Origin of the sequence: Streptomyces sp. RKAG293, from assembly GCF_023701745.1 — a bacterium.
Classification (GTDB): domain Bacteria; phylum Actinomycetota; class Actinomycetes; order Streptomycetales; family Streptomycetaceae; genus Actinacidiphila.
In genome coordinates, this window is record NZ_JAJOZB010000001.1 from 2,728,366 (window position 1) to 2,743,127 (window position 14,762).

17 protein-coding genes are annotated in these 14,762 nt (G+C 71.6%); 5 read left to right on the forward strand and 12 right to left on the reverse strand.

The features are described 5' to 3' along the window. Positions 1-56 precede the first annotated feature (56 nt). The 7 genes from LNW72_RS12010 to hisI form a co-directional block, all read right to left on the reverse strand. Positions 57-1,580 carry an anthranilate synthase component I gene (locus LNW72_RS12010; protein ID WP_250975389.1) on the reverse strand — a complete coding sequence of 508 codons (1,524 nt, stop codon included), beginning with the start codon at positions 1,578-1,580 and terminating at the stop codon, positions 57-59. A 36-nt stretch (positions 1,581-1,616) separates the two neighbouring features. After that, the gene (locus LNW72_RS12015; protein ID WP_250975390.1) at positions 1,617-2,300 is read right to left on the reverse strand and encodes an enhanced serine sensitivity protein SseB C-terminal domain-containing protein; all 684 of its coding nucleotides are present in this window, start codon (positions 2,298-2,300) and stop codon (positions 1,617-1,619) included. After that, positions 2,297-2,665: a hypothetical protein gene (locus tag LNW72_RS12020; RefSeq protein ID WP_250975391.1), complete on the reverse strand. Its 369-nt coding sequence runs from the start codon at positions 2,663-2,665 to the stop codon at positions 2,297-2,299. The genes LNW72_RS12015 and LNW72_RS12020 overlap by 4 nt, the downstream gene beginning before the upstream one ends. Continuing rightward, positions 2,662-4,485 carry a putative T7SS-secreted protein gene (locus LNW72_RS12025; RefSeq protein ID WP_250975392.1) on the reverse strand — a complete coding sequence of 608 codons (1,824 nt, stop codon included), beginning with the start codon at positions 4,483-4,485 and terminating at the stop codon, positions 2,662-2,664. The genes LNW72_RS12020 and LNW72_RS12025 overlap by 4 nt, the downstream gene beginning before the upstream one ends. After that, positions 4,482-5,132 carry a hypothetical protein gene (locus LNW72_RS12030; protein WP_250975393.1) on the reverse strand — a complete coding sequence of 217 codons (651 nt, stop codon included), beginning with the start codon at positions 5,130-5,132 and terminating at the stop codon, positions 4,482-4,484. The genes LNW72_RS12025 and LNW72_RS12030 overlap by 4 nt, the downstream gene beginning before the upstream one ends. Further along, positions 5,129-5,428, reverse strand: a complete 300-nt coding sequence (locus tag LNW72_RS12035; RefSeq protein ID WP_250975394.1) for a hypothetical protein — start codon at positions 5,426-5,428, stop codon at positions 5,129-5,131. Before LNW72_RS12035 ends, LNW72_RS12030 begins: the two co-directional genes overlap by 4 nt. Positions 5,429-5,558: 130 nt before the next feature. After that, entirely contained in the window at positions 5,559-5,942 is a 384-nt protein-coding gene (hisI, locus tag LNW72_RS12040; RefSeq protein ID WP_164296057.1) for a phosphoribosyl-AMP cyclohydrolase, read from the reverse strand. Between the two features lie 356 nt (positions 5,943-6,298). Here hisI and LNW72_RS12045 point away from each other — a divergent pair, with 356 nt between their 5' ends. Further along, positions 6,299-6,979, forward strand: coding sequence for a hypothetical protein (locus LNW72_RS12045; RefSeq protein WP_250975395.1), 681 nt, complete (start codon positions 6,299-6,301; stop codon positions 6,977-6,979). A 33-nt stretch (positions 6,980-7,012) separates the two neighbouring features. Continuing rightward, positions 7,013-7,645 carry a TIGR03085 family metal-binding protein gene (locus tag LNW72_RS12050; RefSeq protein WP_250975396.1) on the forward strand — a complete coding sequence of 211 codons (633 nt, stop codon included), beginning with the start codon at positions 7,013-7,015 and terminating at the stop codon, positions 7,643-7,645. Between the two features lie 184 nt (positions 7,646-7,829). On the opposite strand, the gene LNW72_RS12055 is transcribed toward LNW72_RS12050, so the two are convergent. Continuing rightward, positions 7,830-8,717: a LysR family transcriptional regulator gene (locus LNW72_RS12055; protein WP_250975397.1), complete on the reverse strand. Its 888-nt coding sequence runs from the start codon at positions 8,715-8,717 to the stop codon at positions 7,830-7,832. Positions 8,718-8,810: 93 nt separating this feature from the next. On the opposite strand from LNW72_RS12055, the gene LNW72_RS12060 reads away from it, so the two are divergent. Genes LNW72_RS12060 through LNW72_RS12070 form a run of 3 tightly spaced genes read left to right on the forward strand, consistent with a single transcriptional unit; the run spans position 8,811 to position 12,203 of the window. Continuing rightward, positions 8,811-9,515, forward strand: a complete 705-nt coding sequence (locus LNW72_RS12060; protein ID WP_250975398.1) for a succinate dehydrogenase cytochrome b subunit — start codon at positions 8,811-8,813, stop codon at positions 9,513-9,515. Between the two features lies 1 nt (position 9,516). Next, positions 9,517-11,463, forward strand: coding sequence for a fumarate reductase/succinate dehydrogenase flavoprotein subunit (locus LNW72_RS12065; RefSeq protein ID WP_250975399.1), 1,947 nt, complete (start codon positions 9,517-9,519; stop codon positions 11,461-11,463). Further along, complete coding sequence (locus LNW72_RS12070; protein ID WP_250975400.1) at positions 11,460-12,203, forward strand: succinate dehydrogenase/fumarate reductase iron-sulfur subunit; 744 nt, start codon at positions 11,460-11,462, stop codon at positions 12,201-12,203. The genes LNW72_RS12065 and LNW72_RS12070 overlap by 4 nt, the downstream gene beginning before the upstream one ends. Positions 12,204-12,216: 13 nt before the next feature. On the opposite strand, the gene hisF is transcribed toward LNW72_RS12070, so the two are convergent. The 4 genes from hisF to hisH are packed head-to-tail and all read right to left on the reverse strand — an operon-like array spanning position 12,217 to position 14,762. After that, a complete protein-coding gene (gene hisF, locus LNW72_RS12075) occupies positions 12,217-12,972 on the reverse strand; it encodes an imidazole glycerol phosphate synthase subunit HisF (protein ID WP_250975401.1) in 756 nt (251 codons plus the stop codon). After that, complete coding sequence (locus LNW72_RS12080; protein WP_250975402.1) at positions 12,969-13,376, reverse strand: RidA family protein; 408 nt, start codon at positions 13,374-13,376, stop codon at positions 12,969-12,971. The genes hisF and LNW72_RS12080 overlap by 4 nt, the downstream gene beginning before the upstream one ends. Beyond that, positions 13,373-14,104 carry a bifunctional 1-(5-phosphoribosyl)-5-((5-phosphoribosylamino)methylideneamino)imidazole-4-carboxamide isomerase/phosphoribosylanthranilate isomerase PriA gene (gene priA / locus LNW72_RS12085; RefSeq protein WP_138356932.1) on the reverse strand — a complete coding sequence of 244 codons (732 nt, stop codon included), beginning with the start codon at positions 14,102-14,104 and terminating at the stop codon, positions 13,373-13,375. Before priA ends, LNW72_RS12080 begins: the two co-directional genes overlap by 4 nt. 22 nt (positions 14,105-14,126) lie before the next feature. Further along, the gene (gene hisH, locus LNW72_RS12090) at positions 14,127-14,762 is read right to left on the reverse strand and encodes an imidazole glycerol phosphate synthase subunit HisH (RefSeq protein ID WP_250975403.1); all 636 of its coding nucleotides are present in this window, start codon (positions 14,760-14,762) and stop codon (positions 14,127-14,129) included.

The window sequence follows — 14,762 nt, forward strand, 5'->3', positions numbered from 1 at the left end:
GCCCGGTCCTGGCCGCCCCGCCTTCGGGTGTTCCCACCGTCATCGTGGTCCCGCGGTCACGCCCGCGCGTCGGTGTGCAGCCGGCTCGCGGTCGCCACCGCGCGCAGCACCGCCGCCGCCTTGTTGCGGCATTCGGTGTCCTCGGCGACCGGGTCCGAGTCGGCGACGACACCGGCGCCCGCCTGGACGTACGCCGTACCGTCGCGCAGCAGCGCGGTGCGGATGGCGATCGCGGTGTCGGAGTCGCCGGCGAAGTCCAGATAGCCGACGCAGCCGCCGTACAGACCGCGGCGGACCGGCTCCAGCTCGTCGATGATCTGCATCGCGCGCGGCTTGGGGGCGCCGGACAGGGTCCCGGCCGGGAAGCAGGCCGTCAGCACGTCGAAGGCGGTGCGCCCCTCGGCCACCCGGCCGGTGACGGTCGAGACGATGTGCATGACGTGGCTGTAGCGCTCGACGGACATGAAGTCGACGACCTCGACGCTGCCCGGTTCGCACACCCGCCCCAGGTCGTTGCGGCCCAGGTCCACCAGCATCAGATGCTCGGCGCGCTCCTTGGGGTCCGCCATCAGCTCCTCCCCCAGCGCCGCGTCCTCCTGCGGGGTCGCGCCGCGCGGCCGGGTGCCGGCGATCGGGTGCACCAGCGCCCGGCCGTCCTCGACCTTGACCAGCGCCTCGGGGCTGGAGCCCACGACATCGAAGCCGTCGAAGCGGAACAGGTACATGTACGGACTCGGGTTGGTCGCCCGCAGCACCCGGTACACGTCCAGCGCGCTCGCCGGACACGGGGTCTCGAACCGCTGCGAGGGCACCACCTGGAACGCCTCACCCGCCCGGATCCGCTCCTTGATGTCCTCGACTGCCGCCTGGTAGGCCGCCGAGCCCCAGCGTCCGGTGAACTCCGGCAGCTCCGAGGCGGGCAGCTCGACGGCGGCCGACGCGGCCGGCCGGGCCAGGTCGGCGGCCATCGCGTCCAGCCGGGCGACGGCGTCGGCGTACGCCTCGTCGATGCCGGTGGCCAGGTCGTTGTGGTTGATCGCGTTCGCGATCAGCAGCACGCTGCCGTCCCAGTGGTCCAGCACCGCCAGGTCCGAGGTGAGCAGCATCGTCAGCTCGGGCAGCCGCAGTTCGTCCTCACCGTGCTCGCCGATCTTCTCCAGGCGGCGCACGATGTCGTAGCCGAGGTAGCCGACCATCCCGCCGGTGAACGGCGGCAGCCCGCCGCCCGCGTGCAGGTCACGCGGGGTGTGCAGCGTCTCGACCGTGACCCGCAGCGCCTCCAGCGGATCACCGCCGGTCGGCACGCCCACCGGCGGGGTCCCCTGCCAGTGCGCCTGCCCGTCGCGCTCGGTCAGCGTCGCGGCGCTGCGCACCCCGACGAACGAGTACCGCGACCACGAGCGGCCGTTCTCCGCGGACTCCAGCAGGAACGTTCCCGGACGCTCGCCCGCGAGCTTGCGGTACAGCCCGACCGGGGTGTCGCCGTCCGCCAACAGCCTCCGGCTGACGGGGATCACCCGGCGGTCCTCCGCCAGCTTGCGGAACGTTTCGAGGTCGGGCGCGACAGTAGCGGTGGTCATAGCGGCAGCGTAATGGGCCTGCGCGCAGGTGCCCGCTCAGCCCCGCAGATCCGGCCGGACGTACGCGGGCTCCACGTCGGCGAGAACGACGGCCCGCAGATCCTCGGGAACGTCGCCGAGGGCCACGATCTGCACCGGGTCGGCCAGGGCGATGTCGGCCGCGGCGGCCAGCACCGCGTCGGCGGCCGCGGTGTCGGCTCCCGGCACCCCGTCGACCTCGTACACCACCAGGATCTTCTCCCGGGCGTCCGCGACCCGGTAGCGCGTGAGGTACAGCCGCCGCACCGCGGCCATCGCCTCGATCCGCGGCAGTGCGGCGGCCAGCAGCCGGGGCTGCGGGTCCGCGGACGCCTTGACCTTGATGTACGCGCCGGCCGGGAAGGGCAGGCCCGCCGCGATCACCACATCGCGCTCCTCGGCGGCCACATGGATCGGCGAGGCGGCGCGCGGATCGATGATCAGACCGGCCGCGGGCGGCAGTTGGGCGAGCAGTTCCGGAACGGTGATCTGGAACAGCCGGTAGCCCTCGGGCAGATCGCGCCGGATCTCCTCCGGGTCGGTGTACGCGACGGCGCACAGCGTTCCGGAGACATCCGTGTAGAGCGGTTCCGGGCCGCGGTCGCCCGTCCGGACGCCGATCAGCACGATGCTGTCGGCGAGCCGGTAGATCAGCGGGGAGACCTCGATCGGCTGCGGGGTCGGGTCCGGGTGCTGGCTCATAGCTCGATCTCCGCGTTGACGGCGGGCAGGTCCTTGGGCAGCGGCGCCTCGATGCCCATCAGGTTCAGCTGGTCGCCCAGGCACATCCGGACGCCGCCGGATCCGTCGGAATGTCTCGCGTAGGTGCCGAGCCGGATGGTGCCGGGGAAGACGAAGGTCTCCCGGAGGCGGTCCACGTGGAAGGGCTTCTCCAGCGTGAGCAGCCAGTCCCCGAAGTGGTAGTCGACGATGTGCCAGTCCTTCGTGATCCGGTTCCCCCAGGACAGCTCGGCCGCCACGATCGGATCGAGGTGCGCGTGCGGGTTCTCCCGCGTGCCGGCGGCCGCGATCGGCGCCCGGACGTCGTCCGGCGTTCCGGCGCTCATCGGCTCGGCGCCGTGAGCTGGGAGCCGTAAACCGAACTCCTGGTGATACCGCCGACGATGGTGGTGCCGCCCGCGGCGGTGGCCGCCGTCCGGTTGTTGGTCAGGATCGGCGACCCGGACGGCAGGTCGAAGTTGTGCAGCGGAATGTTCTGCCCGGGGCCGACGGTGGCGATGCCGTTCGGCGAGACCGGCAGGACGTTTCCGCTGTGGTCGATGACGGAGATGGCGCCGGAGTCGATGTGCGACATCACGTCGGGGACGAAGTACTGCGGCAGGCCGCCCCCGCCGAACTGCGGGTTGGCGTTCGCGTAGGCGCCGGCCGCCGGCACGTCGGAGTTGAAGTGCAGGGTGACGCCCTCGGTCCGGTACTCGTGCTGGATGTACTGGTTGAGGTCGGACGGTCCCACCTGGACTCCCTTGCTGATCTCGGCGGAGTCACCGCCCAGCGACGCCATCGTCCCCTCCGGCATCGCGAATCCGGTGATCCGCGGGTGCAGCGCCTCGGCGTTGGTGCCCGCCGGGATGACGGTGTCGTGCCAGAGGTCGATCCCCGGGTAGCCGCCCGAGCCCTGCCAGGCGCGCGCTCCCTGGGACGGCAGTTCCGACGCCGCCTGGGTGCCGCCGCGCCAGCCCTGGAGGCCCTCGGACAGGCTGGACCGGAACGAGCCGAAGAGCCCCGCCCCGTCACCGAAGCCGGCCCCGAAGCCGGTCAGCGCGCCGGAGGCCCCGTACCGCAGCTCGGTGGCCATCGACGTCAGCTTGCCCAGGGCGGTGAACGGCAGGGCGCGCAGCAGTCCCGGGATGGCCGAGCGGCCCTTCCACAGGGCCATCGCGCCGGTGCCGATGCCCTTGATCGCACCCCATCCGGCGCCCAGCAGATGGCTGCCCACGCCGAGCAGCCCCTCGGCGGCGAAGGCGCCCTTCAGGGCGCCCAGCGAGGTGAGGCCCTTCGTCATGGGAATACAGCTCAGCGCCGCGAGGGCCACGTCCCACAGGGTCGCTTTCCCCTGGGTGTACTTGGCGATGGTGTCCGCGAGCACCAGCAGCGCGGCCGCGAAGACGATCCAGGCGATCGGGCCGCCGATGATGAGTGCGATGATGCCGCCGACCGCGACCACGATCTTCGCGACGACGATGAGGCCGTTCCACGCCTTGGCGGCGAGGTCCCCGAGCTTGTGCCAGAACGAGTCCGGCGGGATGCCCGCGTCGGCGGCCTCGTGCAGCGATCTGCTCGCGGTGTCGGCGGCGGTGTTGCGCAGTTCCGCCGCCTGCCCGGCGAGCCGCTTCGCGGCGTCCAGCTGTGCCTGGGGGCCGCTGAGCTGCGACTGCAGGGAGGTGACCTGGCCCTGGGCGGCGGTGTGCTTGCGGGCCTGCTCCTTGACCTGGTCGGGGTCGGGCGGGGCGACCGCCTTGTCCAGCGTCGTGAGCGAGCCGTTGGCGGTGACGAGCTGCGCGTGCAGGCTCTTCACCTGGTCGTGGACCTGACGGCCCTGGGAGAGCGCCCGGTCCGCCTGGCTCTGCGCCGAGTCGAGGGACGTCGCGTAGCCGTCGAGTGCGTCGGCGGCCAGGTGGTGGGAGTGCGCGACCTTGTCGAGCTGCCCGGGGAACTTGCCGATCGCCTCCTTGAAGACGTCGCCGGCGGCCCCGACCCACGTCATCGTCGCCTGGTCACCGGCGAGGGCCCGTACGTTCCGGGACGCCGCCTCAGCATCGTCGGCGATCCGGCGGGTGGTGGTGGCGAGTTGGCGGACCCGGAAGACGTCCCCCGGGGTCGGATCCTCGTGCAGGTCGAGGATGAACCAGTCGGCCGGGCGGCTCACGATGTGGTCTCCACGAGGTCGGCGGCGCGGAACAGGCGGAAGGTGGAGCTGATGGCGTCGAAGACGTCGAGCAGCGCCGGCGCCACCTCCACGGCGGGACTGCTGCACGAGACGATGGCGACGCGGTTCACGTCCCGCAGCGGTACGAAGGTCTGCATGGTGACGACGCGCATCGGGCGGCCGGACTCGTCCTCGATGTCCTCGACCCCGTGGCTGCGGGCGGCGGGCCCGGCGTCCGGGAGTTCGACGGTGGACAGCTCGGTCCAGGTGTCGCCCTCGGCCTTGGCCGTCTTCGCGCTGAGCGGTGCGAGCAGCGGGGACAGCCGGTCCTCGGCGTCGCTGCTCGCGTCGACCGGCCCGGCGACGAAGGAGACGGTGACGCAGGCGGGCAGCAGGCCGTCCGCGACCGGTTCCGCCATCACCGCGCAGTAGACCGCGCCGGCGTTCCAGGCGGCCGCCGCCTGGTTGCGCAGCAGCCGGACGATGTCGGAGCGGCGCTCGCGCAGTTCGGGCAGGTCGGTGAGGCGCCGGCTGACGAGGTCGGCCGCCGAGGCGGCCCGGGTCGCGGGGCGGACGTCGACCTCGAACCAGCTGCCGGGGACGCGCAGCGTGTAGCCGACGCCGGTGTCGAACTTCGGGCCGCTCACTGCGGCGCCCTGGTGCCGTCGCGCAGTTGCTTGGCCAGGTCCTCGTCGACCTTGGTGTAGGCCTTCACGGCCTCGGTGACCATGGAGGACAGCACGCCGGCGGTGTTCTCGACATGGCCGCGCCCGTCCCGCCAGCGCTTCTCGAAGTGGTGCATCGCGTCGCGGACCCGGCCGTCGCCGTAGTCGGAGTCGAAGGAGTCGATCACCGAGTGGCTGGATTCGAGCCCCCGTTTGATCCGGGTGAGCTGGCCGGTGAACGCGTCCAGTGCCCCCAGGTCGTATCCCAGGTCCGTCATCGAACCCTCCCATCGATCCGCGGACCGACAGCTTGCCACAGTGGCCGATAACGTTTACGGCCAGGCGGGAAGGTCACCGGGATCGTGGCGGCGGACCCGGACGGAACCGGACGGAACCCGGGTCGGGGGGTCAGGGGCCCAGCGGCAGCGGGTCGGCGTCGAAGCAGGTGCGGTCGCCGGTGTGGCAGGCGGCACCGGTCTGGTCGACCTTGACGAGCAGGGTGTCGCCGTCGCAGTCGAGGGCGACGGACTTGACGTGCTGGACGTGCCCCGAGGTGTCGCCCTTGACCCAGTACTCGCCGCGGCTGCGGCTCCAGTACGTGCAGCGGCCGGTGGTGAGCGTGCGGTGCAGCGCCTCGTCGTCCATCCAGCCGAGCATGAGCACCTCGCCGGTGTCGTACTGCTGCGCGATGGCGGGGACGAGCCCGTCGGCGGTGCGCTTGAGGCGGGCGGCCACGGCCGGGTCGAGCGGGGAGGACGGGGACGCGGGGGACGGTGCGGCGGTGTCGGGCATGCCTCTATTGTGCCGCCGGTCCCTCCGGCGTTTCGCGCCGCCCAAAAGGTGCGTTCGGTGATGAACACGGCAGGTTCACCGACCTTGATTCCCTAGTCGCTCGCCGTTGTCACCCGTATGGGGCATCCTTCGTGCATGGGTTTTCCTCCGCCTCCGCCGAACGGTCAGCCGCCACCAGGGCAAGGTGGCGGCTTCGGTCCGCCGCAGAACTTTGGTCCGCCGACTCCACCTCCTCCGCCGGGTGACGGCTACGGCTATCCGCAAGGCGGCCAGGGCGGTTACGGATATCCGCAGGGTGGTCAAGGGGGCCAGGGGGCCAGGGGGGTTACGGCCCGCCCGGTCCTCCCGGACCGCCGGTGCCTCCCGGCGGCTACGGCTATCCGCCCGGTGGCGGCGGCTATCCCCCGCCGCCCGGCGGCGGCAACAACAACGGCCGGAACGCGGCGATAGCGATCGGTGCGGTGGTCGTCGTCGGGGCGATCATCGGCGGCATCGTCCTGGCCAGCAGCGGTGGCGGCGACAAGAAGCCGGACGCGCTCACCAGCTCCAGCTCGTCCTCGTCCACCTCGGCGTTCCCGACGCCGACGGTGACGCTGCCGACCGACCTGCCGACGCTCGACATACCCACCGACCTGCCGACCACCGGCTCCACCACCAGCAGCCCGACCCCGGACCTGGTGCCGTACGTCGTGCTGAACCCGGGCAAGTGCTTCGACCACCCGGGCCTGGACAGCAGCGTGTCCGTCGTCACGACCCGCTCGTGCAGTTCGCCGCACGACGGCGAGGTCGTCGCGAACGAGACCCTGACCGGCAGCTTCACCACCGAGACCGAGCTCCAGACCAAGGTGCTGAAGCTGTGCGAGCCGGACGCCAAGAAGCGTCTCGCCCGTATCCCGGCCGACGGCAAGACCTATTACTACTACGCGCTGTACCCGTCGCTCATGACGTACCAGATCCAGAAGAAGGACACGATCTCCTGCTCGCTGACCCTCAGCAACAAGGTCGACGGGAAGAAGCTCACCAAGGCCCTGCCGTAGCCGCACGGCGAGGGGTGGACCTAACCTGACGTCATGTCGACTCATGCGCAGCGTGAACGTCTGCTCCTCGCCGATCTGCTGGAGAACGCCGGGGCGGGTGCTCCGACGCTCTGCGAGGGCTGGACCGCCCGCGATCTGGCCGCGCACCTCGTCGTCCGCGAGCGCCGCAGCGATGCCGCGGCCGGGATCGTGATCCCGCAGCTCGCCGCCCGGATGGAGCGCGTCCGGCAGGAGTTCGCGCAGAAGCCGTTCGAGGAGCTGGTGCAGCTCATCCGCACCGGGCCGCCGCGGATGTCGCCGTTCTCCCTCAAGCAGATCGACGAGGCGGCCAACACCGTCGAGTTCTTCGTCCACGCCGAGGACGTCCGCCGTGCGCAGCCGGAGTGGACTCCCCGTGAGCTGGACGGCGTCTTCTCCGACACCCTGTGGAAGCGCCTGGAGCGCATGGCCCGGGTCGCGGGCCGCAGGTCCCCCGTCGGGCTGGTCCTGCGCCGCCCCGACGGCCAGACCGCCGTCGCGCACAAGGGCACCCCGGTCGTGACGGTCACCGGTGAGCCGGGTGAGCTGACGATCTTCGCCTTCGGCCGCCAGGAGGCGGCGCGGGTCGAGACCGAGGGCGACAAGGCCGCCGTGGCCACGGTGTACGACACCAAGCTCGGCCTCTAGGGTCTGTCGTCTGGATCTCCGTGGGGGAAGGAGCGGTGTCCGGTGCGTGCAGCTGCAAGGCGGAGGAGGGAGGCGACGCGGAGCGTCGTCGACCGACGACAACGCGGCAGATGTGCGTGCTGGACACCGCGACGCCGCGGAGATCCAGACGACAGACCCTAGGCCGGACCCCGTCGCGCGGCCGTCAGCGGGCCCGAGTGGCGTCCAGCAGGATGCGGCGCAGTTCGCGGGCGGCGCGGGGCGGTGAGACGTCGCCGCGGTGCGCGACGGAGATGGTGCGGTGCAGGCCGGGGGCGGCGAACGGGGTGATGCGCAGGCCCGAGCGCTCCGCGACCATGCTGGGGACCACGGCGAGGCCCAGGCCGGCCCGGACGAAGCCGAGGACCGCGTCCATCTCGCCGCCCTCGACGGAGAAGGACGGTTCGAAGCCGGCCGCCCGGCAGGCCGCGAGGGTGTACTCCCGCAGGTCGTAGCCGCGGCGGAACATCACCATCGGACGGCCGCGCAGGTCCTCGATCCGCAGCCGCTCGCGGCGCACCGGAGCGGGATCGGACGGCGCCGAGACCGCCACCAGCTCCTCGCGCAGCAGTTCCTCGGTGGCCAGGGCGGGGGCCTGGACGGGGAGCGGGGTGATGATCAGGGCGAGGTCGAGCTCCCCGGCGGCCAGTACCCGCACGAGGTCCTGCGAGCCGTCCTCGTGGACCACCAGGTCGACTCCCGGGTACCGCCGGTGGAAGTCCTTCAGGACATCGGGGACCAGGCTGGCGCACAGGCTCGGCGGCGCCCCGAGCCGCACCCGGCCGCGCCGGAGCTGGGCCACCTCCTGGACCTCGCGGCGCGCGGTCTCGGCGTCGGCCAGGATCCGGCGGGCCAGCGGCAGCAGGACCTCCCCCGCGTCGGTGAGGGTGATGTGGCCCCGGGCGCGGTGGAACAGCTCGGCACCCAGCTCCCGTTCCAGCGCCCGGATCTGCTGCGACAGCGACGGCTGGGCCACATGGACGCTCTCGGCGGCACGGGTGAAGTGCCGCAGGTCCGCGACGGCGGTGAAGTACTGGAGCTGGTGCAGCTGCATGGTGCCAGCGTAGATCGCGCATAGGCATTGCCTATGGAAAGCAGCCGCATCATGTCTTGGACGGATGACGGCGCCCGGCCTAGCGTCCTGTCCATGGCACTGGCGACACGTACCGGACGGCGACCCTCCCCCGCGGCGACCCTGTGGCGCTCGACCGTCGGCAAGAAGGCGGTCATGGCCGTCACCGGGGTGGCGATGCTGCTGTTCCTCGTCGGCCACATGCTCGGCAATCTGAAGATCTTCTTCGGCGCCCCGGAGTTCAACGCCTACGCCGCCTGGCTGCGCACCATCGGTGAGCCGGTGCTGCACCACGGCTGGTTCCTGTGGCTGATGCGGCTGGGCCTGGTGGCGGCCGTCGTGCTGCACGGCGTCGCCGCGTACCAGCTCAGCCGGCGGGACCGGGCCGCCCGGCCCGCGCGGTACGCCCACCGGCGGCAGCGCGCCAGTTACGCCACCCGCACCATGCGCTGGGGCGGGGTGATCCTCGCGCTGTTCATCGTCTGGCACCTCCTGGACCTGACGACGCTGACGGTGAATCCGCGCGGCCAGGCGCACCACCCCTACGAGAACATCGTCGCGGACTTCCGCAACTGGTACGCCGATGTCTTCTACATCGTGGCGATGCTCGCCCTCGGCCTGCACATCCGGCACGGCTTCTGGAGCGCCGCCCAGACCCTCGGCGCCAACAACGCCCGGCGGGACCGCGCCCTGAAAGCCCTGGCCAACGCCCTGGCACTCGTCCTGACCTGCGGATTCATCGCCGTACCCGTTGCCGTCATGACTGGAGTCGTGAGCTGACATGACCGACTACTCGCACTGGACCACCGGCGAACCCGTCGTCGACACCAAGGCCCCCGAAGGCCCGATCGCCGAGCGCTGGGACCGCCGCCGCTTCGAGGCGAAGCTGGTGAACCCGGCCAACCGCCGCCGGCACACCGTCATCGTGGTCGGCACCGGGCTGGCCGGCGGCGCGGCCGGCGCCACGCTGGCCGAACAGGGCTACCACGTCGTGCAGTTCTGCTACCAGGACTCGCCCCGCAGGGCGCACTCCATCGCCGCGCAGGGCGGCATCAACGCCGCCAAGAACTACCGCAACGACGGCGACTCGGTGCGGCGGCTGTTCTACGACACCGTCAAGGGCGGCGACTTCCGCGCCCGGGAGTCCAATGTGCACCGCCTCGCGCAGGTGTCGGTGGAGATCATCGACCAGTGCGTCGCCCAGGGCGTCCCGTTCGCCCGCGAGTACGGCGGACTGCTCGATACCCGCTCGTTCGGCGGCGTCCAGGTGTCGCGCACCTTCTACGCCCGCGGGCAGACCGGCCAGCAGCTGCTGCTCGGCGCCTACCAGGCGCTCACCCGGCAGATCGCGGCCGGCACGGTCGAGATGCACGCGCGGACCGAGATGCTCGATCTGATCGTGGTGGACGGCCGGGCGCGCGGCATCGTCGCCCGCGATCTGGTCACCGGACGCATCGACACCTACTTCGCGGACGCGGTCGTGCTCGCCTCCGGCGGCTACGGCAACGTCTTCCATCTGTCGACCAACGCCAAGAACTCCAACGCCACCGCCATCTGGCGGGCCCACCGGCGCGGCGCGTACTTCGCCAACCCCTGCTTCACCCAGATCCACCCCACCTGCATCCCGCGCTCCGGCGACCACCAGTCGAAGCTGACGCTGATGAGCGAGTCGCTGCGCAACGACGGCCGGATCTGGGTCCCGAAGGTGCGCGGCGACGAACGCCCGCCGAACGCGATCCCCGAGGACGAGCGGGACTACTACCTGGAGCGGCTCTACCCGGCGTTCGGCAACCTGGTGCCCCGCGACATCGCCTCGCGCGCGGCCAAGAACGTCTGCGACGAGGGGCGCGGCGTAGGACCCGGCGGGCAGGGCGTCTATCTGGACTTCGCCGACGCCATCGCCCGCACGGGCCGCGCCGCGGTGGAGGAGAAGTACGGCAACCTCTTCGAGATGTACGCGCGGATCACCGCCGAGGACCCGTACGCAACGCCGATGCGGATCTATCCCGCGATCCACTACACGATGGGCGGCCTGTGGGTCGACTACGACCTGCAGACCACGGTGCCCGGCCTCTTCGCCATCGGCGAGGCCAACTTCTCCGACCACGGCGCCAACCGGCTCGGTGCCAGCGCCCTCATGCAGGGCCTGGCCGACGGCTACTTCGTCCTGCCGGCCACCCTCAACGACTATCTGGCCCGGCATCCGCACGACACCGTGGACCCCGCGCATCCGGCGGTCGCCGAGGCCGTCGCCGACACCGAGGACCGGCTCAACCTGCTGCTCGCCGTCAACGGCGACCGCACCCCCGAGTCCTTCCACCGCGAACTGGGCGAGCTGCTCTGGGACGAGTGCGGCATGGCTCGCACCGGGAGCGGGCTGCGCAAGGCGCTGGACCGCATCCCGCAGCTGCGCGACGAGTTCTGGCGCCGGGTGAAGGTCCCCGGCTCCGGCGCCGACCTCAACCAGTCGCTGGAGCAGGCCAACCGCATCGCCGACCATCTGGAACTCGCCGAGCTGATGTGCCTGGACGCCCTGCACCGCGCCGAGTCGTGCGGCGGCCACTTCCGCGAGGAGAGCCAGACCCCGGACGGCGAGGCGGCCCGCGACGACGCTTCCTTCGCGTACGCCGCCGCCTGGGAGTTCACCGGCACCGGCCGCGCCCCCGTCCTGCACCGCGAAGACCTCGTCTTCGAGCACGTCCACCCCACCCAGCGGAGCTACGCGTGAAACTGACCCTGCGCATCTGGCGGCAGACCGGCCCCGACGAGCCGGGCCGGATGACCACCTACGACGTCACCGGCATCTCCCCCGACATGTCGTTCCTGGAGATGCTGGACCATCTGAACGAGGAGCTGATCCTCGCCGGCGACGAGCCCGTCGCCTTCGACCACGACTGCCGTGAGGGCATCTGCGGCGCCTGCGGCATGGTCATCAACGGCCGGGCGCACGGCCCCGAGCGGACCACCACTTGTCAGCTGCACATGCGGCACTTCACCGACGGCGACACCATCGACGTCGAGCCGTGGCGCGCCGCCGCCTTCCCGGTGGTGAAGGACCTCGTCGTCGACCGGTCGGCGTTCGACCGGATCATCGGCGCCGGCGGCTACATCACCGCGCCCACCGGCGCCGCCCCGGAGGCGCACGCCACCGCGGTGCCCAAGGCGGTGGCCGACACCGCCTTCGAGCACGCCGAGTGCATCGGCTGCGGCGCCTGTGTGGCGGCCTGCCCGAACGGCTCGGCGATGCTCTTCACGTCGGCGAAGGTCGTCCACCTCAACGTGCTGCCGCAGGGGGCGCCGGAGCGCGAGTCCCGGGTGCTGGACATGGTCGGGGCCATGGACGCCGAGGGGTTCGGCGGCTGCACCAACACCGGTGAATGCGCCACGGCCTGCCCGAAGGGCATCCCGCTGCCGTCCATCGCGGCGATGAACCGCGAGTACCTGAGGGCTCTCAGCAAAGGCCGGTGAACCGACGGACTCCTCAGCGCACCGGGTGACCGGCCTCGCGCAGCGCGTTCTTGACGTCCCCGATGCGCAGGTCCCCGAAGTGGAAGACCGACGCCGCCAGCACCGCGTCGGCGCCGACCGCCACCGCGGGGGCGAAGTCGGAGAGCTTGCCGGCGCCGCCGGAGGCGATGACGGGGACCGTGACGTGCTTGCGGACGGCCTCGATCATGGCGAGGTCGTAGCCGTCCTTGGTGCCGTCGGCGTCCATCGAGTTGAGCAGGATCTCCCCGGCACCCAGTTCCGCGGCGCGGTGCGCCCACTCGACGGCGTCGATGCCGGTGCCCTGCCGGCCGCCGTGCGTGGTGACCTCGAAGCCGCCGGCCGCGTTCCGCCGGGCGTCCACGGACAGCACGAGCACCTGCCGGCCGAAGCGCTCGGCGATCTCCCGGATCAGGTCCGGGCGGGCGATGGCGGCGGTGTTGACGCCGACCTTGTCCGCGCCGGCGCGCAGCAGCTTGTCGACGTCGTCCGTGGTGCGGACGCCACCGCCGACGGTGAGCGGGATGAAGACCTGTTCGGCGGTGCGGCGCACCACGTCGTAGGTGGTCTCGCGGTCGCCCGAGGAGGCGGTGATGTCGAGGAACGTCAGCTCGTCCGCGCCCTCGGCGTCATAGAGTTTCGCCATCTCGACGGGGTCGCCCGCGTCCCGCAGGTTCTGGAAGTTGACGCCCTTGACGACCCGGCCGTTGTCCACGTCCAGGCAGGGGATGACTCGGACCGCGAGGGTCATTCAGGGGCTCCTCGATACGCTTCGACCTCGACCTCGACCAGCACCCGGGAGTCGACGAAGCCGTTGACGACGACCATCGTCGCGGCCGGCCGTACGTCGCCGAACAGCTCCTTGTGGGCGCGGCCGACATCCTCCGCGTCCCGGGCGTGGCTGAGGTACATCCGGGTGCGGATGACGCTGTCGGCCGCGAGGCCGAACGGCTCCAGCGCGGCGATCGCGTTGCCGAAGGCGAGCAGCGTCTGCTCGTACGGACTTCCCTCGCCCCGCACCACACCGCCGACCAGCGGCATGGTGCCCGCGACGATGACCCGGTCCCCGGCCGCGACGGCGCGGGCGAAGCCCATGGTCTCCTCCCAGGGGCTGTGGTCGGACTGCACGCGGCGAACTGCGGGGGATTCGGTCATCGTGAAACGGCCTCCAACGCCTCTTCCAAGGTGAACGCCTTGGCGTAAAGGGCCTTGCCCACGATGGCGCCTTCGACACCTTCGGGTACCAACGTGGCGATCGCGCGCAGATCGTCGAGCGACGAGACGCCACCGGACGCGACGACGGGCTTGTCGGTGGCGGCGCACACGTTCTTCAGCAGTTCCAGGTTGGGTCCCTGGAGGGTGCCGTCCTTGGCGATGTCGGTGACGACGTACCGGGCGCACCCTTCGGAGTCCAGCCGGGCGAGCGTCTCGAACAGGTCGCCGCCGTCGCGGGTCCAGCCGCGGCCGCGCAGGGTGGTGCCGCGGACGTCCAGGCCGACCGCGATCCGGTCGCCGTACTCGGCGATGACCTTGGCGACCCACTCGGGCGTCTCCAGGGCGGCGGTGCCGAGGTTGACGCGGGTGCAGCCGGTGGCCAGGGCCGCCGCGAGCGACGCGTCGTCGCGGATGCCGCCGGACAGCTCGACCTTGATGTCCATGGAGCCGGCGACCTCGGCGATCCGCGCCCGGTTGTCACCGGTGCCGAAGGCCGCGTCCAGGTCCACCAGGTGCAGCCACTCGGCGCCCGCCTGCTGCCAGGCGAGGGCGGCGGCCAGCGGGTCGCCGTAGGACGTCTCGGAGCCGGACTCGCCGTGGACGAGGCGGACGGCCTGGCCGTCGCGGACGTCGACGGCGGGAAGGAGTTCGAGGCGGTTCGTAGCCATGGGAAGTGACGTCCTAGAGGTTCTAGAGGTGGTCGAGCCAGTTGGTCAGCAGCTGGGCACCGGCGTCGCCGGACTTCTCGGGGTGGAACTGGGTGGCCCACAGCGGGCCGTTCTCCACGGCGGCGACGAAGGGTTCGCCGTGCGTGGCCCAGGTGACCTTCGGAGAGCGGATATGGGGGTTGGTGACCTCCAGCTCCCACTCCCGCACCGCGTACGAGTGCACGAAGTAGAAGCGGGCGTCGGCGTCGAGCCCGGCGAACTGCCGGGTGTCCTCGGGCGCCTTGACCGTGTTCCAGCCCATGTGCGGGACGATCGGGGCCCGCAGCGGCTCGACGGTGCCGGGCCACTCGTCGCAGCCCTCGGTCTCGGTGCCGTGCTCCACGCCGCGCGCGAACAGGATCTGCATCCCGACGCAGATCCCCATCACGGGCCGGCCGCCGGACAGCCGCCGGCCGATGATCCACTCACCGCGGACCGACTTCAGTCCGGCCATGCAGGCGGCGAACGCCCCGACGCCGGGCACCAGCAGCCCGTCAGCGTTCATGGCCCGGTCGAAGTCACTGGTGATCTCGACGTCGGCGCCGACGTGCGCCAGCGCGCGCTCGGCCGAGCGGACGTTGCCGAATCCGTAGTCGAGGACAACCACGCTCTTGCTCAT

Bases quoted from the DNA above. Each gene is read 5' to 3' on its own strand.
- LNW72_RS12010 (WP_250975389.1), bottom strand. From the start codon at position 1,580: ATGACCACCGCTACTGTCGCGCCCGACCTCGAAACGTTCCGCAAGCTG.
- LNW72_RS12015 (WP_250975390.1), bottom strand. From the start codon at position 2,300: ATGAGCCAGCACCCGGACCCGACCCCGCAGCCGATCGAGGTCTCCCCG.
- LNW72_RS12020 (WP_250975391.1), bottom strand. From the start codon at position 2,665: ATGAGCGCCGGAACGCCGGACGACGTCCGGGCGCCGATCGCGGCCGCC.
- LNW72_RS12035 (WP_250975394.1), bottom strand. From the start codon at position 5,428: ATGACGGACCTGGGATACGACCTGGGGGCACTGGACGCGTTCACCGGC.
- hisI (WP_164296057.1), bottom strand. From the start codon at position 5,942: ATGCCCGACACCGCCGCACCGTCCCCCGCGTCCCCGTCCTCCCCGCTC.
- LNW72_RS12050 (WP_250975396.1), top strand. From the start codon at position 7,013: ATGTCGACTCATGCGCAGCGTGAACGTCTGCTCCTCGCCGATCTGCTG.
- LNW72_RS12055 (WP_250975397.1), bottom strand. From the start codon at position 8,717: ATGCAGCTGCACCAGCTCCAGTACTTCACCGCCGTCGCGGACCTGCGG.
- LNW72_RS12060 (WP_250975398.1), top strand. From the start codon at position 8,811: ATGGCACTGGCGACACGTACCGGACGGCGACCCTCCCCCGCGGCGACC.
- LNW72_RS12065 (WP_250975399.1), top strand. From the start codon at position 9,517: ATGACCGACTACTCGCACTGGACCACCGGCGAACCCGTCGTCGACACC.
- hisF (WP_250975401.1), bottom strand. From the start codon at position 12,972: ATGACCCTCGCGGTCCGAGTCATCCCCTGCCTGGACGTGGACAACGGC.
- LNW72_RS12080 (WP_250975402.1), bottom strand. From the start codon at position 13,376: ATGACCGAATCCCCCGCAGTTCGCCGCGTGCAGTCCGACCACAGCCCC.
- priA (WP_138356932.1), bottom strand. From the start codon at position 14,104: ATGGCTACGAACCGCCTCGAACTCCTTCCCGCCGTCGACGTCCGCGAC.
- hisH (WP_250975403.1), bottom strand. From the start codon at position 14,762: ATGAGCAAGAGCGTGGTTGTCCTCGACTACGGATTCGGCAACGTCCGC.